General features: G+C 72.4%; 19 protein-coding genes. 10 read left to right on the forward strand and 9 right to left on the reverse strand.

Annotation, left to right across the window (positions count from 1 at the left end; translation table 11 throughout):
* Window positions 1-98: 98 nt before the first annotated feature.
* Window positions 99-1,067, reverse strand: a complete 969-nt coding sequence (locus ACGFQC_RS19640; RefSeq protein ID WP_363089894.1) for a DMT family transporter — start codon at window positions 1,065-1,067, stop codon at window positions 99-101.
* 75 nt (window positions 1,068-1,142) lie between these two features.
* Between ACGFQC_RS19640 and ACGFQC_RS19645 the strand changes: the two genes are divergently transcribed.
* Window positions 1,143-2,045 (forward strand): LysR family transcriptional regulator, encoded by a 903-nt coding sequence (locus ACGFQC_RS19645; RefSeq protein WP_363089893.1) that lies wholly within the window; start codon window positions 1,143-1,145, stop codon window positions 2,043-2,045.
* A gap of 195 nt (window positions 2,046-2,240) precedes the next feature.
* On the opposite strand, the gene ACGFQC_RS19650 is transcribed toward ACGFQC_RS19645, so the two are convergent.
* A complete protein-coding gene (locus ACGFQC_RS19650) occupies window positions 2,241-2,708 on the reverse strand; it encodes a pyridoxamine 5'-phosphate oxidase family protein (protein ID WP_363089892.1) in 468 nt (155 codons plus the stop codon).
* Between the two features lie 156 nt (window positions 2,709-2,864).
* The gene (locus ACGFQC_RS19655; protein WP_363089891.1) at window positions 2,865-3,353 is read right to left on the reverse strand and encodes a Rieske (2Fe-2S) protein; all 489 of its coding nucleotides are present in this window, start codon (window positions 3,351-3,353) and stop codon (window positions 2,865-2,867) included.
* Between the two features lie 197 nt (window positions 3,354-3,550).
* Between ACGFQC_RS19655 and ACGFQC_RS19660 the strand changes: the two genes are divergently transcribed.
* The 7 genes from ACGFQC_RS19660 (at window position 3,551) to ACGFQC_RS19690 (ending at window position 9,555) form a co-directional block, all read left to right on the forward strand.
* Window positions 3,551-4,306: a HipA family kinase gene (locus tag ACGFQC_RS19660; protein ID WP_363089890.1), complete on the forward strand. Its 756-nt coding sequence runs from the start codon at window positions 3,551-3,553 to the stop codon at window positions 4,304-4,306.
* Window positions 4,303-4,719: a DUF3037 domain-containing protein gene (locus tag ACGFQC_RS19665; RefSeq protein WP_363089889.1), complete on the forward strand. Its 417-nt coding sequence runs from the start codon at window positions 4,303-4,305 to the stop codon at window positions 4,717-4,719. The genes ACGFQC_RS19660 and ACGFQC_RS19665 overlap by 4 nt, the downstream gene beginning before the upstream one ends.
* A gap of 169 nt (window positions 4,720-4,888) precedes the next feature.
* Window positions 4,889-5,650, forward strand: a complete 762-nt coding sequence (gene fabG, locus ACGFQC_RS19670) for a 3-oxoacyl-ACP reductase FabG (RefSeq protein WP_363089888.1) — start codon at window positions 4,889-4,891, stop codon at window positions 5,648-5,650.
* Window positions 5,651-5,669: 19 nt separating this feature from the next.
* A complete protein-coding gene (locus tag ACGFQC_RS19675; protein ID WP_363089887.1) occupies window positions 5,670-6,431 on the forward strand; it encodes an SDR family oxidoreductase in 762 nt (253 codons plus the stop codon).
* A gap of 200 nt (window positions 6,432-6,631) precedes the next feature.
* Window positions 6,632-8,212 (forward strand): ABC transporter substrate-binding protein, encoded by a 1,581-nt coding sequence (locus ACGFQC_RS19680; RefSeq protein WP_363089886.1) that lies wholly within the window; start codon window positions 6,632-6,634, stop codon window positions 8,210-8,212.
* A gap of 79 nt (window positions 8,213-8,291) precedes the next feature.
* Window positions 8,292-8,975 (forward strand): uracil-DNA glycosylase, encoded by a 684-nt coding sequence (gene ung / locus ACGFQC_RS19685; protein ID WP_363089885.1) that lies wholly within the window; start codon window positions 8,292-8,294, stop codon window positions 8,973-8,975.
* Window positions 8,976-9,075: 100 nt separating this feature from the next.
* A complete protein-coding gene (locus ACGFQC_RS19690; RefSeq protein WP_363089884.1) occupies window positions 9,076-9,555 on the forward strand; it encodes a hypothetical protein in 480 nt (159 codons plus the stop codon).
* Window positions 9,556-10,159: 604 nt separating this feature from the next.
* Here the strand turns inward: ACGFQC_RS19690 and ACGFQC_RS19695 are convergent.
* Window positions 10,160-10,672 (reverse strand): DinB family protein, encoded by a 513-nt coding sequence (locus tag ACGFQC_RS19695; protein WP_363089883.1) that lies wholly within the window; start codon window positions 10,670-10,672, stop codon window positions 10,160-10,162.
* A 730-nt stretch (window positions 10,673-11,402) separates the two neighbouring features.
* On the opposite strand from ACGFQC_RS19695, the gene ACGFQC_RS19700 reads away from it, so the two are divergent.
* Complete coding sequence (locus ACGFQC_RS19700; RefSeq protein ID WP_363089882.1) at window positions 11,403-12,314, forward strand: Gfo/Idh/MocA family oxidoreductase; 912 nt, start codon at window positions 11,403-11,405, stop codon at window positions 12,312-12,314.
* On the opposite strand, the gene lnt is transcribed toward ACGFQC_RS19700, so the two are convergent.
* Window positions 12,232-13,797, reverse strand: a complete 1,566-nt coding sequence (lnt, locus tag ACGFQC_RS19705) for an apolipoprotein N-acyltransferase (protein ID WP_363089881.1) — start codon at window positions 13,795-13,797, stop codon at window positions 12,232-12,234. The two genes, ACGFQC_RS19700 and lnt, sit on opposite strands and share 83 nt — an antisense overlap.
* A gap of 90 nt (window positions 13,798-13,887) precedes the next feature.
* Entirely contained in the window at window positions 13,888-14,367 is a 480-nt protein-coding gene (locus ACGFQC_RS19710) for a nuclear transport factor 2 family protein (protein ID WP_363089880.1), read from the reverse strand.
* 203 nt (window positions 14,368-14,570) lie between these two features.
* Between ACGFQC_RS19710 and ACGFQC_RS19715 the strand changes: the two genes are divergently transcribed.
* The gene (locus ACGFQC_RS19715; protein ID WP_363089879.1) at window positions 14,571-15,686 is read left to right on the forward strand and encodes an AI-2E family transporter; all 1,116 of its coding nucleotides are present in this window, start codon (window positions 14,571-14,573) and stop codon (window positions 15,684-15,686) included.
* A gap of 131 nt (window positions 15,687-15,817) precedes the next feature.
* Here the strand turns inward: ACGFQC_RS19715 and ACGFQC_RS19720 are convergent, their stop codons facing one another.
* The 3 genes from ACGFQC_RS19720 to ACGFQC_RS19730 form a co-directional block, all read right to left on the reverse strand.
* A complete protein-coding gene (locus tag ACGFQC_RS19720) occupies window positions 15,818-15,997 on the reverse strand; it encodes a hypothetical protein (protein WP_363089878.1) in 180 nt (59 codons plus the stop codon).
* A 181-nt stretch (window positions 15,998-16,178) separates the two neighbouring features.
* On the reverse strand, window positions 16,179-17,186 hold the full coding sequence (locus ACGFQC_RS19725; RefSeq protein WP_363089877.1) for a recombinase family protein: 1,008 nt from the start codon (window positions 17,184-17,186) through the stop codon (window positions 16,179-16,181).
* A gap of 258 nt (window positions 17,187-17,444) precedes the next feature.
* Entirely contained in the window at window positions 17,445-18,062 is a 618-nt protein-coding gene (locus tag ACGFQC_RS19730) for an ABATE domain-containing protein (RefSeq protein ID WP_393288435.1), read from the reverse strand.
* Between the last annotated feature and the right edge of the window lie 40 nt (window positions 18,063-18,102).

The following is an 18,102-nucleotide window of genomic DNA, read 5'->3' on the forward strand; positions in this document are numbered from 1 at the left end:
CGTCACCTGCGTGCGCGTGCGCCGGTGACGTCGTCGCCGGTCGCACCGTTCCCCGCGACTCCTTTCGCGCGCCCCTCCCCGGCGCCCCCACCCCGCTGCTACGCCTTGCCCCGCACCTGTGTCAGTGCCGCTCCCGCCAGGACGATCACCGCTCCCACCGGTGTCGACCAGGTCAGGGACTCGCCGAGCAGGGCCACGCCCGCCGCCGTCGCGATGACCGGGATGAAGTACGTGACCATCTGGGCGGTCGTCGGGCCGACCTCGGTGACCAGGCCGTACTGGATGAGGAGGGCCAGGCCGGTGCCCAGGACACCCAGGGCGGCGACCGCCAGCAGCGGCAGCAGCGGGAAGCGTGCCGGGAACGTGGTGAACAGCGGTGTGACCACGGCGAGTTGCAGGGTGGCCAGGAACAGTTGGGCGCCGGTCATGGACAGGGCCGAACTGCCGGTGCCGGCCAGGGTGCGGCGGACGTAGATCCATCCGATCGGGTAGCTCAGCGAGGCCAGCAGTGCCAGCGCCGTGCCGCGGGCGTCGAGTCCGCTGAAGCCCTGCCAGGCGCCCAGGACCGTCAGCACGCCGAGGAAGCCGAGGCCCAGGCCCGCCACCCTGACCCGGGTGGGCCGGTCCTCGGAGAGGGCCACCAGGGACAGGGCCATGCCCCACAGCGGCGAGGTCGCGTTGCAGATGCCTGCCAGGGTGGACGGGATGGTCAGTTCCGCGTAGGCGAACAAGGAGAACGGCAGCGCGTTCAGGAGGAGCGCGGCGACGGTCAGGTGCGCCCAGGTGCGGGCCCCCCGCGGCAGCCGGTCCCGCTTCACCGCGATGGCGACGGCCAGCACCGCCGTTCCGAACGCCAGCCGGCCGAGCGTGACCTGGAACGGCGCGTAGCTCCCCGTGCCCACCTTGATGAGCAGGAAGCTGAAGCCCCAGATCAGCGAGAGGAACCCGAAGCGCAGTCGCCAGTCCAGGGTGCGGCGGGGCCGGTCGGACGGCCGGACGTCCCCGGACGTGGAGGTGGCCGCGGACGCGGGTGCGGACGGAGAGCCCGTGGTGGTGGCGGTGGTCATGGTCCTCACCGTCCCCGACAACAACGTCGTAGCACAAGCGAGAATGTGCGAGCGATATTTCGTAGCATCGCTTACATGTTGAATCTGGAGCGCCTGCGCACCCTCGACGCCCTCGCCCGGCACGGCTCGGTCAGCGGCGCCGCCGCGGGGCTGCACATCACGACCTCGGCCGTCTCGCAGCAGATGGCCAAGCTGGAACGCGAGGTCGGCCAGCAGCTCCTCGCCAAGAACGGGCGGGGCGTCCGGCTCACGGACGCGGGCCGGCTGCTCGCCGACCACGCGGCCCGCATCCTGTCCCAGGTCGAGCTGGCCCAGTCGGACCTGGAGGCCCAGCGCGGCCAGGTGGTGGGGGAACTGAGACTGTCGGCGTTCCCGACCGCCGCGCGCGGGCTGTTCCCCACCGCGCTCGCCGGTCTGCGCGGGGAACACCCCGGGCTCCGCGTGCGCTCCAGCGAGCTGGAGCCGGAGCGCGGCATCGCCGGGGTGATCCGCGGCGACCTCGATCTCGCCGTCGTCCTGGACTGGTACAACAAGCCGATGCCGGTGCCGGACGGGCTGGTCAAGGCACCGATCCTGGACGACCCCGCCGACGTGGCGATGCCGACCGGACATCCGCTCGCGGGACGGGACGAGGTGGACCTCGGGGAGTTCGCCGGGGACGAGTGGATCACCTGGGGCGACGGCGAGTTCTGCCACGAGTGGCTGATGTTCACGCTCCGCTCGCGGGGCGTCGAACCGATCGTCGGCCACCGGGCGGCCGAGACGCACACCCAACTCGGGCTGGTGGCCGCCGGTCTGGGCGTGTGCATCGCCCCGCTGCTCGGACGCCACCCGGTGCCGGAGGGAGTCGTCATGGTCCCGCTCCGGCAGCGGCTGCGCCGGCACGTCTACGCCCTGTGGCGGGCCGACGCCGACCGCCGCCCGTCGATCAGGGCGGCGGTGCGGGCGCTGAAGTCGGCCGCCGACGACCTCGGCTGACACCGGCCGGCCGCCGACGGTCCGGGTCGGCACCGGCCGGACGCCGGCCGACGCGACGGACGCCGGCTGCTTCCATTCCCGCTGGCCTCGCTGGCCTCGCTGGCCTCGCTGGCCTCGCTGGCCTCGCTGGCCTCGCTGGCCCCGCAGGCCCTACAGGCCCTACAGGCCCCGCAGGCCCTACAGGCCCCGCGGGCCCTACAGGTCGGCCAGTTTGCGGAAGTCCCACGACACGATCTTCTCCGGGCGCAGCCGCACCCAGGCGTGCCGTCCGTCGTGCGGTATGGCGTCCAGACCGAAGTTCTTGCGGGCGAACAGCGTCTCCACGGAGTCGAGTTCGGCGCACAGTTCCCCGGTGCGCGGGATCTCGCCCACGAACTCCACGGTGCCGGACAGCTCCACGCCCCGCAGCGACTCGTACTCCTCGCCGCTGTCGACCACGATCGCGACCCGTGGGTCCCGGCGCAGGTCCGCCCAGCGTCTGCTGCGCACCACGGAGTACAGCCACAGTGCGGAGCCGTCCCACAGGAACCACAGGGCGCTCACGTGCGGGGCGCCGTCGGCGGACACGGTGGCCACCCGGCAGGTGCGCTGGGTGGTGAGGAACGCGCTCACCTCGCCCGGCGACATCATGATCTTCCGGCCCCTGCGCTGGGCGACGGTCATCCATCCCTCTTCTCTCTCGGCTTCCCCCGCGTCACGCACGTCGTGCCGGAGGCATCTCTGGCATCACGTCGGAAAGGGACGGTCCGCCCGCACAGGATGAGTTCTCCTCCCCCGCCCGCGCAACGGCGGCTGTCCCCGCGCGCCGGGGCGGTCGCGTCAGGCCAGTGTGATCGAGTCACCGCTCACGCTGATCGCCACCTCGGGCAGGGACTTCGTCGCCGGGCCGCTCTTGACGCCGCCGTCGGTGATGGAGAAGTTGCTGTTGTGGCAGGGGCAGTTGATGACGCCGTCCGCGATGCTCTTCACCGCGCAGCCCTGGTGCGTGCACACCGCCGAGTAGGCCTTGTACTCACCCGCCTTCGGCTGCACGACGACCACCTTCTGATCGGCGAACACCTTGCCGCCGCCCTCGGGGATGTCCGCGGTCGTCGTCAGGGCCGCACCCGCCGCGGCCCCTCCGCCGGTGCTCGCGGACCCGGAACCGCCGGTGGTGCCGGCCGCTCCCGAGGAGTCCACCGAAGCGGACGAGTCGTCGTCGGAGCCTCCGCACGCGGTCAGCGCGACGGCGAGCCCCGCGGCTCCGGCGGCCGCCACGACGGTGCGGCGGGCGGGTCCCGGGGCGGAGTGGAACGATGCGCTGGTCATGCTGGGTTCCCTTCGACTGGATTCGACGGTGTGCCGAGAGGTACGGGCCACGGATGCCGCCCGTTCAGCGGCGCTCGCGCCCGTCCGGGCAGTGCCGAGATCCTGACCCGTCCGGGATGAGCGGGGCGTAAGTCACAGCTGTCGCGGAGCTGTCGGCAGGGCCCCGCGGGTCCGCGCGACCCCAGTAGCCTGGGGCGATGCTGAAGGAAGTCATCGCGACCCGTTTCATCGCGCCCCTGCGTGAGGGCGGTTCGCTGCCGGGTCTCGTCGAGGCCGACGACCTCGCCGCCTACGTCCTGAAGTTCACCGGCGCCGGGCAGGGCCGCAAGACACTCGTCGCCGAGGTCGTCTGCGGAGAACTCGCCCGCCGTCTGGGACTGAGGGTGCCGCGCCTGGTCACCGTGGAGCTGGACGCCGTGCTGGGCCTCGGCGAACCCGAACAGCAGGTGCAGGACCTCCTGCGGTCCAGCGGCGGCACCAACCTCGGCATGGAATTCCTGTCCGGAGCCCTCGGCTTCGACCCGCTCGCCTTCCCGGTCGATCCCGCCGAAGCCGGGCGGATCGTCTGGTTCGACGCGCTGGTCAACAACGTCGACCGCTCCTGGCGCAATCCCAACCTGCTGGTGCACCGCGGCGACCTGTGGCTCATCGACCACGGCGCCACCATGATCTGGCACCACAACTGGCCCTCCGCCGAGGCCTCCGCGGCCCGCCCCTACGACGCCACGGACCACGCCCTCGCCCGCTTCCGCCCGGACGTCGAGGCCGCCGCGACCGAGCTGGCACCCCTGATCACCGCCGATCTCCTCGCCGAGGTCACCGCCGGGATCCCCGACGCCTGGCTGACCGGCGAGCCCGGCTTCGACACCCCGGACGCGCTCCGGCGTGCCTACGCGGCACCCCTCCTCGCGCGCGCCGCCGTCATCCACGAACGCATCGAGAGGGACCGGTGAACGAGCGCCACATCATCAGGGCCAGCGAGGCCAACGAGCGGGACGTCTACGAGTACGCCCTGCTGCGGATCGTGCCCCGCGTGGAGCGCGGCGAGTGCATCAACGCCGGCGTCCTCGTCTACTGCCGGGCCCAGGGCTACGTCGGCGCCCGCACCCACCTCGACGAGGCCCGGCTGCTGGCGCTGGACCCGGACGTGGACGTGGCCGGGGTGCGTGCCGCGCTGCGCGCCGTGGAGAAGGTGTGCGGCGGCGGAGAGGCGGCCGGACAGGCGGCGCACGACGACGCCGGGCGGCGGTTCCGCTGGCTGATCGCCCCCCGCTCGACGGTCGTCCAGCCGGGGCCCGTGCACACCGGGCTCACCACCGATCCCGCGGCCGAGACCGACCGCCTCCTGGACCTCCTGGTGAGGTGAGCGGCCGGGTGATGGATCACACCGCCCCCGTGTGGCGTTGACACCGGATGCCAAGGCTTCTAGCGTCACGTCTGCCGAAGGTACTAAGCGGTCGCTCACCGAGTCGACGGTGATCAGGACGGTCGCTCCCCACACGGACGTACATTCTCGAGGGCGAGGAGAAGCAGCAATGTCCACCACAGAGCAGCGGGTCGCAGTAGTCACGGGCGCGGCGCGCGGCATCGGTGCCGCCACCGCCGTACGGCTGGCCGCCGAGGGCCGCGCGGTCGCGGTGATCGACCTCGACGAGGCCGCCTGCAAGGACACCGTCGAGAAGATCACCGCCGCGGGCGGCCGGGCGATCGCGGTCGGTGCCGACGTCTCCGACGAGGCCCAGGTCGAGGCGGCCGTCGCGCGCGTCGTCGAGGAACTGGGCGCCCCGACGATCCTCGTCAACAACGCGGGTGTGCTCCGCGACAACCTGCTGTTCAAGATGAGCGCCGGTGACTGGGACACGGTGCTCAACGTGCACCTGCGCGGCTCGTTCCTGATGACCAAGGCGGTCCAGAAGCACATGGTCGACGCCGGCTTCGGCCGGGTCGTCAACCTCTCCTCGTCCTCCGCGCTCGGCAACCGGGGCCAGGCCAACTACTCCGCCGCCAAGGCCGGTCTGCAGGGCTTCACCAAGACCCTCGCCATCGAGCTGGGCAAGTTCGGCATCACCGCCAACGCCGTCGCCCCGGGCTTCATCGCCACCGACATGACGGCTGCGACCGCCGCCCGCGTCGGCATGGGCTTCGAGGAGTTCAAGGCCGCCGCCGCCACCCAGATCCCGGTGGCGCGCGTCGGCGAGCCCGACGACATCGCCAACGCGATCGCGTTCTTCACGGGCGAGGCCGCCGGTTTCGTCTCCGGCCAGGTGCTGTACGTCGCCGGCGGACCGCTCAACTAGACCACCAGGGATCACGGACATGACTGAACTGCCCGCACTCTCCGGCAAGGTCGCCCTCGTCACGGGCGCCAGCCGCGGCATCGGCTACGGCATCGCCGAGGCGCTCATCGCCCGCGGCGACCGGGTCTGCATCACCGGACGCAACGAGGACGCCCTCAAGGAGGCCGTCGACAAGCTCGGCGCCGACCGCGTCATCGGCGTCGCCGGCAAGGCCCACGACGAGGCGCACCAGGCGGTCGCCGTCGAGCGCACGATGGAGGCCTTCGGTCGCGTCGACCACCTGATCAACAACGCGGGTACGAACCCGGTCTTCGGGCCGATCGCCGACCTCGACCTGGACGTGGCGCGCAAGGTGTTCGAGACCAACGTGATCTCGGCGCTCGGCTTCGCCCAGCGCACCTGGCACGCCTGGCAGAAGGACAACGGCGGCGCGATCGTCAACATCGCCTCCGTCGCGGGCCTCGCGCCCTCACCCTTCATCGGGGCGTACGGCGTGAGCAAGGCCGCGATGATCAACCTGACGCAGCAGCTGGCGCACGAGTTCGCGCCGAAGGTGCGGGTCAACGCCATCGCCCCGGCCGTGGTGAAGACCAAGTTCGCACAGGCCCTGTACGAGGGCCGGGAGGCCGAGGCGGCCGCCGCCTACCCGCTGGCCCGGCTCGGCGTGCCCTCCGACATCGGGGGCGCCGCCGCGTTCCTCACCTCGGAGCAGTCGGACTGGGTCACCGGTCAGACCCTCGTCGTCGACGGCGGCATCTTCCTCAACGCCGGCGTGGCCTGACGAGACCCCGCCGTACCCGCCACGGGCGCCGCCTCCGACACCGGAGGCGGCGCCCGTGCGGCCGTGGAAACGTCGCACAGTGTCATGACAACGTCGTCATTCACCGTGATCCATAACGTGATGTTTGGAACGGGTTCAGCCGGGGTGGCGCTGCGGTATGGTCTGCCAACCCTTGGCATGGCAGATCGAGGAGCGTGCGCGTGTTCAACCGGAACCGATCCTTGCGGCAGGTCGCTGCGATCGTGTCCATATCCCTGGTGGCCGGGTGCGGCCTCCTGGGAGAGGAAGGCTCCGACGACGCCGGGCCGATCGTCGTGGGTACCACCAGTGCCCCCAGCACGTTGGACCCCGCCGCTTCCTGGGACGGCTCCTGGGAGCTGTTCCGCAACGTCTACCAGACGCTGCTGTCGTACCCCAACGGCGCGACGACGCCCCAGCCCGACGCCGCCACCTGCGAGTTCACCGACAACAGCAGCCGGACGTACCGCTGCGAGCTGCGGGAGGGCCTCTCCTTCTCCAACGGGGACAAGCTCGACGCGGAGGCCGTGAAGTACACCTTCGACCGGATCCTCGCCATCAACGCGCCCACCGGCCCCGCGGGACTGCTCGGCAGCCTCGACCGGGTCGAGGCCGTCGGCGACCGCGAGGTCGTCTTCCGGCTGAACAAGGCCGACGCCACCTTCCCGTTCGTGCTCGCCACCCCCGGCATGTCCCTCGTGGCCCCGGACGACTACCCGGCCAAGGCGGTGCGCGAGGACGGCGGCATCGTCGGCTCCGGCCCGTACGACCTGAAGGCCTACAAGGAGGGCGACCGGGCGGAGCTCGTCCGCAACGACCGCTACAAGGGCGCCGCCGACCGCAAGAACGGCGCCGTGACCATCCGCTACTTCCAGGACTCCGCCGAGATGGTCAAGGCCCTGCGGGGCAGACAGATCGACATCACCTACCAGGGGCTCGCCGCCGACGACATCGTCGCGCTGGAGAACAAGAGCGACGAGAACGAGGGCCTCCAGCTCGTCGAGGGTGCCGCCAGCAACATCAACTACCTGGTGTTCAACCCCAAGGACAAGTGGTCGAACAAGCTCGCCGTGCGCCGGGCCGTCGCCCAGGTCATCGACCGGGCCGCGCTCGCCCACAAGGTCTACAAGGACACCGTCGACCCGCTGTACTCGATGGTCCCCAAGGGCCTGACCGGCCACACCACCGGCTTCTTCGACGACTTCGGCGACCCCGACCCGGACAAGGCCCGCTCGATCCTCGACGACGCCGGCATCACCGCCCCCGTGCCGCTCACCCTCTGGTACACCACCGACCGCTACGGCTCCGACACCGCCCTGGAGTTCAAGGAGATCAAGGCCCAGCTGGAGGCCTCGGACCTGTTCGAGGTCACCCTCAAGAGCCGCCCCTGGAAGACCTACGTGGTGGGCTACCAGAAGGGCGAGTACCCGGTGTTCGGGCGCGGCTGGGCCCCCGACTTCCCCGACGCCGACAACTTCATCGCCCCCTTCGTCGGCGAGCAGAACGCGCTCGGCACGCCCTACCCGGCGAAGGAGATCACCCAGGTGCTGCTGCCCCGCTCCCGCCAGGAGAGCGACCGCGCCAACGTGGTGAAGGACTTCCAGGAGGCCCAGCAGATCATCGTCGACGACGCCCGGCTGCTGCCGCTGTGGCAGGGCAAGCAGTACATCGCCGCGAACGAGGACGTCTCCGGCGGCGAGCGGGCGCTGGACCCGTCGACGATCATGATGGTGTGGGAGCTGTCCCGCAAGACCAGCTGGTAGGCGCACCGCGGACGCCGTTGTCAGTGGTCACCTGTAGGTTCTGTGCCCGGTAAGTGACCGCACGACGGAGGACGTTGACGTGACCGACATCGCCATGCTGCCCGAGACCTGGCGCGGGGTCCTGGGCGACGAGCTGGAGCAGCCCTACTTCAAGGAGCTGACGGAGTTCGTCGAGGAGGAGCGGGCGAAGGGGCCCGTCTACCCTCCGCGCGAGGAGGTCTTCGCCGCGCTCGACGCGACGCCGTACGACCGGGTGAAGGTCCTGATCCTCGGGCAGGACCCCTACCACGGCGAGGGCCAGGGACACGGTCTGTGCTTCTCGGTGCGGCCCGGGGTGAAGATCCCGCCGTCGCTGCGCAACATCTACAAGGAGATGCACGCCGAGCTGGGCACCCCGATCCCGGACAACGGCTATCTGATGCCGTGGGCCGAGCAGGGCGTGCTGCTGCTCAACGCGGTCCTCACGGTCCGCGCAGGTGAGGCCAACTCGCACAAGGGCAAGGGCTGGGAGAGGTTCACCGACGCGGTGATCCGGGCCGTGGCCGAGCGGCCCGACCCGGCGGTCTTCGTCCTGTGGGGGAACTACGCGCAGAAGAAGCTGCCCCTGATCGACGAGACCCGGCACGTGGTGGTGAAGGGCGCGCACCCCTCACCGCTGTCGGCGAAGAAGTTCTTCGGCTCCCGTCCGTTCACGCAGATCAACGAGGCGGTGGCCCGGCAGGGCCACGAGCCGATCGACTGGACGGTGCCGAACCTGACCTGACCCTCACCGGGCCGGGCCCCCGGCGGACCGGCCCGGTGCCGCCTGACCGGGATCTTTGGTGCCTGCGGTTAGCGTCTTCGCAACAACGCAAGGAGGGTTCGTGGCGGAGCATCGGCAGGAACAGGCGGCGCCCGACGCCGTGCTGACCCGGATCGGGCAGCTGGTGATGCTGCACCACGGAGGAGACCGGGAGGAGGCCGGACGGCGCCTGCTGGAGCTGTGGGAGGAGCTGGGCGAGGAGGGCGACGCGCTGCACCGCTGTACCGTCGCCCACTACCTCGCCGACACCCAGGACGACCCGTTCGACGAACTGACCTGGGACCTGAGAGCGCTGACCGCGGCCGAGGAGCACGAGCGGGCGCCCGCCGTGCGGGCGCTGTACCCCTCGCTCCACCTCAACCTCGCGGCGGACTACGTCAAACTCGGCCGTACGGAAGCCGCCCGCACTCATGTGCGCAAGGCCCGCAGGGCGGCCAGGGGGCTCGGCGACGACACCTACGGCGACGGCGTGCGGGCGGCCATCAGCCGGATGGAGCTGCGGCTGGGGGAGGGCGGTCAGGACCACCTCCGGTCCGAGTAGGCGGGGCGACGGGGCCTCAACGCCCGTAGGCGCCCTCGCAGATCACGGACTCCGGGCTGCCAGGCCGCCAGCCCCCGTACTTCCGGCCGAGGTCGCACACATCGGCGTTGCCGCGCGCCCCCTCCTTCCCGTCGGAGACCTCGACGCGCGGCTGCGCGGGGCGACGGCGTTCCGGCCGGGCCGGTCCCGGGCGCGCCGGGGCCGGTGGGCGGTGGCGGGCGGACGGAGGCTGCGCGGCCGGCGCCGCGGGCGCGGTCCGTCGTGGTGACGCCGGTGCGCTCGGCTCCCGCCCGGGCTCCGTCCCGACCAGCTCCAGGGCCTCCCGGGCCGGTGCCTGCACCTCCTGCGTCCCGGCCCGCCCCTCGGACGGCTGGGCCGGGCCCGCGGGCGGGCGGGGTACGGGCGGGTACCGGACGGTCACGCATCCGGCGAGGGCCGTGACGGCCACGGTCACCAGAAGCGTCGCGGTAGTCGTCGTTCGCTGCACCCGCGCCACTCTGCTGGCTCCGGCCCGCCGAGGCACGGCGCACCGGCGGAGGATCCCCCACACGGGTGATCCCGTACCACTCGGGGAGGACGCGCGGTGGCCGGGAGTGACGTGTCGTCAGTCGCCGGTGACGCCGTCGATCCGCTCGCGCAGCAGATCGGCGTGGCCGTTGTGCCGTGCGTACTCCTCGATCATGTGCGTGTAGATCCAGCGCAGGCTGAACGGCTCCTCCGTGGACCGGCTCGTGCCACGGGAGAGGTCGTCCAGTCCGAAGCCGGCCGCGTTGCGCCGGGCGATCGCGATCTCGGCCTGCCAGCCGGCGTACGCCTCCTGCCAGGTGTCCTGCTCGGTGAGGTGGAACTCGCCGTCGCGGTCCTCGTCGTCGTAGTGGATCGGGCCGGCCCCGTCGTCCACGAGGACCCTGCGGAACCAGCCGCGCTCCACGTCCGCCATGTGCCGCACCAGTCCCATCAGGGACAGCTCGGAGGGCGGCACGGACGCGGTGCGGAGCTGGGCGTCGGTGAGGCCCTCGCACTTCCACGCGAGGGTCTGCCGGTGGTAGTCCAGCCAGCCTTCCAGCATGGCGCGTTCGTCGGCGTTCTGGGCGGGTTCGGTGCGCTCGGTCGTCATGCCCCCATGGTCGCCCGGCCTGCCCCTCCGCCACCACGCGTTTTCCGCCGGGCAGGCTCGGCGAGCGAGTGCCGTGGCGGGCAGCGTTCGCCCGTGGAGGAGCGGCGGCCGGTGCGTGCTCCGGGGGTACCCCCGGCCGGAGGCTGAGGGGGTGCCGGCCGGAGGCTGGGGGAGTGCCGGCCGGAGGCCCTCGTACTGGGCGTGCTCGGGTCTTCGGCCGGTGCGGCGGGTGGGGTCCCCCTTCCGGGGGAGCGTGCCGGGCGTCGCGACGGGGCGAACGTCGCCCGTCGCGGCACTAGCATCCGGCAGGCGGTGCCCGCGGCCCCGACCGGTTCTCTCCAGGACGGGGCCCGGCGCCCGCGCGGCCCGGAAGGTTCGCGGCTCGGCCCGCCGGGCCGCTCCCCAGGCCCTCGGCCGACGCCGGCCGTCTCGCCTGCACGGCCGGCGTCGGCCACGTGATGCTCCCGCGGCTCACCCGAGCCGACGGCCAGGCCCTGCGGGTACGCCGTCGTCCCCGCCCGGCGTCACACCGGCCACCCCGCCCGCACCGCTGCCCTTCCGGGCGTGTCCCGCGTCCGCCCGGCCGTCGTCGCCGTACGCGACGGCGGGCCCGGTGACCCGGCCCCGGCTCCTGCCGCGCGGGCCTCGGCGGGAGCGCCCGCCGGACGCCGCCGCGGGCCCCGTATCCTGCCGTGCAGGAAGGCGCGGACCAGCAGTGAAGGAGCCCCCCGTGAAGGTCGGCTGCATCGGACTCGGCGACATCGCGCAGAAGGCGTACCTGCCGGTGCTCGGCGCGCTGCCCGGCATCGAACTCCATCTCCAGACGCGCACCCCGGCCACCCTCGACCGGATCGCCGACGGCCTGCGCCTGCCTGCCGGGCAGCGCCACCGCGACCTCGACGCGCTGCTCGCCCAGGGCCTGGACGCCGCCTTCGTGCACGCCCCCACCGCCGTCCACCCCGAGATCGTCACGCGGCTCCTGGAAGCGGGCGTCCCGACCTACGTCGACAAGCCGCTGGCGTACGACCTCGCCGACTCCGAGCGGCTCGTCGCGCTCGCGGAGGAGCGTGGGACCAGCCTGGCCGTGGGCTTCAACCGGCGGTTCGCCCCCGGGTACGCGCAGTGCGCCGACCATCCGCGCGAGCTGATCCTGATGCAGAAGAACCGCGTCGGCCTGCCCGAGGAGGCGCGGGCGATGATCCTCGACGACTTCATCCACGTCGTCGACACCCTGCGCTTCCTCGCCCCGGGGCCGGTCGAGGACGTGACCGTGCGGGCCCGCGTCGAGGCCGGGCTGCTGCACCACGTCGTCCTCCAGCTCTCCGGCGACGGCTTCACCGCGCTCGGGGTGATGAACCGGCTCAGCGGGTCCAACGAGGAGATCCTGGAGGTGTCCGGCCAGGACACCAAGCGTCAGGTGGTCAATCTCGCCGAGGTGATCGACCACAAGGGCCAGCCGACCGTGCGGCGGCGCGGCGACTGGGTGCCGGTGGCCCGCCAGCGCGGCATCGAGCAGGCGACGCTGGCCTTCCTCGACGCCGTCCGCGCGGGAAGGACGCTCAGCGCCCGGGACGCGCTGGCGACTCACGAACTGTGCGAGCGGGTGGTCCGGGCGGTGCGGGAGCGTTCCGGCGCGGCCTGACCGCCCGCGCTCCCTCCACCAGACCGAGTCCGAGGAGGACGAGCAGGGCGGCGTGGACCGGCCAGTCGCCGAGGCGGACGTACGGGGTGACGCCGTCCGCGAGCGGCACCTCGTAGACGGCGGTGGTGCTCGCGTCCGTCCCCAGCCGCGGGCCGAGCCGCCCGCCGCCCGCGTCGTACACCGCCGAGACACCCGTCAGCGTCGCGTGCACGAAGGGGCGGCCGGTCTCCGCGGCCCGCAGGGCGCCCAGCGAGGCGTGCTGCGCGGGGGCCCAGCTGTCCTGGAACGTCGACGTCGACGACTCGCCGACCAGGACGTCGGTGCCGTCCGCGACGAGACGGCGGCTCATGTCGGGGAACGCCGTCTCGAAGCACACCAGCGGGCCGATGCGCAGGCCTGCCCCGGTGTTCATCACGACCTGCTCCGTGCCGCGCCGCCGGTCCTCGCCGGCCGCCTTGCCGACGGACGTGGCCCAGCCCAGCAGCGACCGGGCGGGGACGTACTCACCGAACGGCACCAGCCGCATCTTGTCGTACCGGTCGCCGGTCGGTCCGTCCGGTCCGACCAGGACCGAACTCTTGTAGATGCCGGGCCGGTCGGACCGGCGGGCGTCCACGTTGACCAGGATGTCGGCGCCGGTCGCGCGCGACAGGGCGGCCAGCCGGCGCGCCAGGTCGGGACGGTCGGCCAGGTCGTGGCCGACGCTGCTCTCGCCCCAGACGATCAGATCGACGTCCTGCCCGACGAGCCGGCGGGTCAGCTGCTCCTCCCGGTCGAAACGGCGCTCGGGCCCGTCGACGACACCGGCCTGCACGACGGCTATCCGCGCCTGCCCGTCGGTCTCCGGCCGCGGCGACCACGCCCATGCGGCGGAGGTCGCGGCGGCCGTCGCCACCAGGCCGGCGACGGCCGGCACCCGGTGCGCCGGCACCGCGACGAGCAGGGCGAGGGCGACGTTCACCGCCACCACCAGGAAGCTCAGCAGCCACACCCCGCCGACGGACGCCAGCCGCAGCGCCGGCTCCACCTGCCACTGGCCGGCTCCGAGCACACCCCACGGCCCGCCCAGCCCCTGCCAGGAACGGACCAGCTCCACGGCCAGCCAGCCCGAGGGCAGCACCAGCAGCGCGGCTCCGGCCCGGCCCCGCGAGGGCACCCCGCCGAGGAACCGGCGCGCCAGCCAGCCCCACGGCGCCCACAGCGCGCCCAGCAGGGCGGCGAGGACCAGCGTGAAGACGTGCAGGCTCGGCAGCAGCCACACGTGCATGGACAGCATGAACCCGAACCCGCCGGCCCAGCCGTCGTACAGGGCCCGCCTCCCCGTGGGCGCCGAACGCGCCAGCAGGAGCCAGGGGACCAGCGCGGCGTACGCCCACCACCACAGGCCGGGCGCCGGGAAGGACGGGACGGGCAGCGCGCCTGCCAGGGCCACGAGGGCCGAGCGCCGCCACGGGGAGGAGAGCCAGTGACCGAACGTCTTCATACGGCACCTCCCTACCCCGTGGTCGCTCCAGTGTGCGCGTCGGAGGCGATCTCCGACCAGATGGTCTTCGGCGGACGGGGAGCCGTACGGTCAGCTGGCGATGTCCCGGCCCGGCAGCCCGCGCCACTTCTCCCGCACCACCATCTCGCGCACCCGCCAGCCGTCCTGCGTCCGCAGCAGTTCGAAGGCGTACCGGCCGCCGCACACGAGGTCCGGCGCCCCGGCGGCCTCCTCCTCCCCGCCCGCCAGCCGCATCGGGCTCACGTAGTCGGCCTGGACCCGGGCGGTGTCGCCCAGGTCCTGTTCCAGGACCCCGAAGCGCAGTCTGCGGTTGACGATCAGATGCTGGCGCATCGAGAACGGCCGCATGCTCTCCTCGAGCCAGGCGGCGACCTTCCCCACCCCTCCCTCGACGCCGCCGGCCGAGCGGTAGTCCGCCCGCCCGTCGGAAGTGAACAAGGCCCGGTAGGCCGCCCAGTCGCCGTCGTCGACGGCGACCGCGTAGTCGGTGATCAGACCGTCGACGGCCAGGCGGTCCATCACGGCCGCGAGCTCCACACGCTGCGTCATGGCCCGAGTGTCAGGCCTGGCGGGCGCCGCGCCAAGGGCCGTGCGGGTACGTCCGTCCGATCGGCGCGGCGAACCGCCGAAGGCCTTCCGGCAGGAACCGGGCCGGGCGGGTTCGTGCCCCGCGCGTCCCTGACCGGCGGATCCCCGTCTGGCGCGTCCCGGACCGGCGCATCCCCGACCGGCGTACCCATAGGGTGAGCCCCATGTCTGCCATGTTGAGTCCCACGAGGACCCGCGCCGCGCTCCGCACGTCGGCGCGCATATCCGTCGAGTTGTTGCTGCTCCTCGTAGGGCTCGCGGTCGCGCTGTGGCTGTTGGGACAGATGTGGTCGATCGTGTGGCCGCTCGTCGTCGGCCTGTTCCTGACCACCCTGACCTGGCCCCCGACGCGCTACCTGCGCCGGTGCGGCTGGCCGCCCGCCCTCGCCGCGTCGCTGGTGACCGTCCTGTTCCTGCTGGTCGCCGCGGGCGTCGTGGCGCTGATCGCGATACCGGTGGCCTCCCAGTCCGGGGAGCTGACCGACGGGGTGGTCGAAGGCCTGCAGAGAGTGCGCGAATGGGCCGCCGGGCCGCCGCTGAACATCGGCGACGACCAGATCACCAAGGCCTTCGACACCGGGGTCGCCCGCGCCCAGGACGGCCTGGGGAGCATGGTCACCGCCGTCGTCACGGGAGTGAGCACGGTGATCGACGGTCTGGTCACCGCGGTCCTGGCGATCTTCCTGATGTTCTTCTTCCTCAAGGACGGCCCCCGGTTCCTGCCCTGGCTGGCCCGCCAGCTGCCCGGCCGGTTCGCCGCGGACGTCCCGACGGTGGCCGCCCGCAGCTGGGACACGCTGGGCGCGTTCGTCCGGTCGCAGGCGGTCGTCGGTCTGCTCGACGCGGTGCTCATCGGCCTCGGGCTGTGGATCCTGGACGTGCCGCTGGTGCTTCCGCTGGCGGTGCTGACCTTCGTCTCCGCGTTCGTGCCGATCGTGGGCGCGCTGTTCGCCGGATTCGTCGCCGTCCTCATCGCGCTGGTCTCCAACGGTCTGACGGACGCGCTGATCGTGCTGGCCATCATCGTCGTGGTGCAGCAGCTGGAGGGCAACGTCTTCCAGCCGATGATCCAGAGCCGGGGGCTCGGCCTGCACGCGGCGGTGATCCTGCTGGCGGTGACGCTCGGCGGCAGCCTCGCCGGGATCGTCGGCAGTCTGCTCGCGGTGCCGGTCGCGGCACTGCTCGCGGTGATCTGGAACTACGTGCGCGAGCAACTCACCGACCCGGCCGAGGAGTCGGGAGCGGACGAGGCGCACGACGGGGTCGTGGTGCCGTCGTAGCGCTCTTACCGGGGAGGGCGGCGTGGCGCACCGCCGCCCCGGTCGGGAACGCGCCCGGCCGGTCGCACGGGGATTCGGACGGGGACCAGGACGAGCGCCCGGCCTGGAGCCGTGCCGCGACGGGGCCGGCCTCAGGCCGCCCTGACGACCTCTCCGCGGATGGCCGCGGCCCACTCGACCACCAACAGCTCGTACTCCGCACGCTCCTGGGCCGACAGCGACCCGCCCGCGCGCAGCCACAGAGCCCGGATCTGCTCGTTCAACTCGGCGGCAGACCGCACGGAACCAGGGGCTGATGAACTCGGGGACATGGGCGACAGCCTAGGGGCAAGCACTGACACTGCGCTACCGGGTGGCTACGCAATCCCTATGGGCTTGGTCACGGGCCGCGTTCACCGCGCGGGGGGCGGTGTCTTCCGGCCTTGGGGCACAGCGGTACAGCCGTTAACGCTAAGCCGGTGATCACGGGGTCAGGGCAGGTCGTGGGCGGGACTACCGCAGCTCGGCGTTCGGGTGGGGCTGGGCCTGGAGCCGTTCACGGAGGTCGATTTCCTCGGGGGTGAGCGGGTCCTCGGGCCGGCGGATGCGCACGGGCTTGGGCCGCAGCGGCAGACCGTCGTCGGCCGCGGCTTCCTCGGCTTCCGCGAGCGCCCGGTACAGCGAGGCGACCGACGGGGACTTGCCCGCGTTCTTCCCGGTCTTGATGGTCAGCTTCTTCGCGATCTCGGGGACGGGGACGCCCTTGTCCTTGAGCGCGACGGCGAAGGTGAGCATGTCGTCGTCGATGACCTTCGGGCGGCCGCCATGGTTGCCCTTGGACGCGGCGATGACCTGGCCTTCGAGGGTCTTCTCCCGGATGTAGTTGCGCTCGATCTGCCCGGCCACGGCGAGCACGGCGAAGAACATGGCGCCCATGCCGTTGGGGTCGTAGATGCCGGTGAGCGGGCCGGTGAGGAGTTCGAGCTGGATGCCGCCGGCCTGGAGCTCGGCGGACAGCGTCATCAGCTCGGCCGCGTTGCGCGCGAGGCGCTTGAGCTCGTGAACGGTGAGGATGACCGGGGTCTCGGGGGCGGCCTCCTTGAACTGGTGGGCCAGGGCGAGCGCCTTTTCCAGCTCGGGCCGGATCTTCACCCGGGTGCTGATCTGCTCCTGGAAGACTTTGTGGCACTGGGCCCGGTGGAGGGCTTCGAGCTGGCTCGCCAGCTCCTGGCGTGCGGTCGAGGTTCTGGCGTACCCGATGCGGACCGGGCGCTCTGTGCGGGGCGCGGGCACGGCGGCGAGCGCCGGGCCCTGCTTCCACGCGCGGCCGGGGTGGCGGTCGGCGCGGACGAGGACTTCGAGTTCCTCGCGGAGCGCGGGGACGAGGACGAAGCGGGGGGTGTGGTACTTCGCGGCGGTCTTCCCGCCGCGGGTGCGGCAGGCGGAGCCGGCGGGCGCGTCACAGTTCGGGCAGTCGTGACGTTCTACCGCCAATGCGACCCGATCGGGCGTGAGGTCCATCCGGGAAGTCTCTCAGAAGTGCCTCGCACAACGTGCGGGTTTCGAGAGGACTTTTGCGAACGGCGACCTGCGAAAACGTGATCCCTGCGGGGGGTCTCGCAGAACTCTCACAGATGAACGTTTGTGAGAGAGCCCGAGTCGGAGCGGTGATCTTCGGTGATCAAACGCCCGGCCGCCGGTCGACAACCGGAAGCAGCCTGCTGAAGGTGTTTCGCGTGGCCACCGGGCGGTCCGCAAGAGGGGCCTGGGGGTGGTGCGTCAGTCCGAGGCGCCGCTGCGCCGGGCATAGGCGCGGGCGGCACGGACGCGGTCGCCGCAGCGCGTGGAGCACCAGTGGCGTCGGCCGTGGGTGCGCAGGAGGAACCGGTCGCAGGGGGCGGAGCCGCAGGCGGCGAGGATGCCGGCGTCGGGACCGGTGAGCAGGTCGGCGGCGTCGGCGGCGAGGGTCGCCAGTGCGTGGTTGACGGCCTGGTCGGTGGGGTGCGCCTGAACGCGGCGCAGCCCCTGGGCCCCGTCCCAGGCGAGGAGGGGGGCGGTGGGTACGGCCGTGAGGGCCTCGTTCACCGCGTGCAGGGATTCCTCGGGCGGGGGTGCGCCGTCCACGCGTGCGGCGAATAGGGCCCGGACGTGTCCGCGCAGGGTGCGCATCCGCTGGGCGCAGAACTCGTACAGCTGCACGTCCGGGGTGGTCAGGTTGTGAGCGGCGAGCCAGCGCATGGCGGATTCCGGGGCGGCGAGCAGGTCGTAGCTCTGGCCGGCGGGCAGGGCGGCGGCGGTGTCGGCGAAGTCCAGGGAGCGGTACCGGTCGGCACCCGGGGCCGGGGGCAGAGCGGTCGGTGCCACGTTGGTGGCCAGGGTGTCGTCCATGCCTCTCATGGTAGCGCTTGCAATTTTCCGTGACACCTGCCTAGCCTGG

The organism is Streptomyces sp. NPDC048734, assembly GCF_043198675.1.
Classification (GTDB): Bacteria; Actinomycetota; Actinomycetes; order Streptomycetales; family Streptomycetaceae; genus Streptomyces.

Coding starts and splice junctions, on each gene's coding strand:
- ACGFQC_RS19640 (WP_363089894.1), bottom strand. CDS start 1,067: ATGACCACCGCCACCACCACGGGCTCTCCGTCCGCACCCGCGTCCGCG.
- ACGFQC_RS19725 (WP_363089877.1), bottom strand. CDS start 17,186: ATGGACCTCACGCCCGATCGGGTCGCATTGGCGGTAGAACGTCACGAC.
- ACGFQC_RS19695 (WP_363089883.1), bottom strand. CDS start 10,672: ATGACGACCGAGCGCACCGAACCCGCCCAGAACGCCGACGAACGCGCC.
- ACGFQC_RS19655 (WP_363089891.1), bottom strand. CDS start 3,353: ATGACCAGCGCATCGTTCCACTCCGCCCCGGGACCCGCCCGCCGCACC.
- ACGFQC_RS19650 (WP_363089892.1), bottom strand. CDS start 2,708: ATGACCGTCGCCCAGCGCAGGGGCCGGAAGATCATGATGTCGCCGGGC.
- ACGFQC_RS19645 (WP_363089893.1), top strand. CDS start 1,143: ATGTTGAATCTGGAGCGCCTGCGCACCCTCGACGCCCTCGCCCGGCAC.
- ACGFQC_RS19675 (WP_363089887.1), top strand. CDS start 5,670: ATGACTGAACTGCCCGCACTCTCCGGCAAGGTCGCCCTCGTCACGGGC.
- fabG (WP_363089888.1), top strand. CDS start 4,889: ATGTCCACCACAGAGCAGCGGGTCGCAGTAGTCACGGGCGCGGCGCGC.
- ACGFQC_RS19660 (WP_363089890.1), top strand. CDS start 3,551: ATGCTGAAGGAAGTCATCGCGACCCGTTTCATCGCGCCCCTGCGTGAG.
- ACGFQC_RS19715 (WP_363089879.1), top strand. CDS start 14,571: ATGTCTGCCATGTTGAGTCCCACGAGGACCCGCGCCGCGCTCCGCACG.
- lnt (WP_363089881.1), bottom strand. CDS start 13,797: ATGAAGACGTTCGGTCACTGGCTCTCCTCCCCGTGGCGGCGCTCGGCC.
- ACGFQC_RS19730 (WP_393288435.1), bottom strand. CDS start 18,062: ATGAGAGGCATGGACGACACCCTGGCCACCAACGTGGCACCGACCGCT.
- ACGFQC_RS19710 (WP_363089880.1), bottom strand. CDS start 14,367: ATGACGCAGCGTGTGGAGCTCGCGGCCGTGATGGACCGCCTGGCCGTC.
- ACGFQC_RS19720 (WP_363089878.1), bottom strand. CDS start 15,997: ATGTCCCCGAGTTCATCAGCCCCTGGTTCCGTGCGGTCTGCCGCCGAG.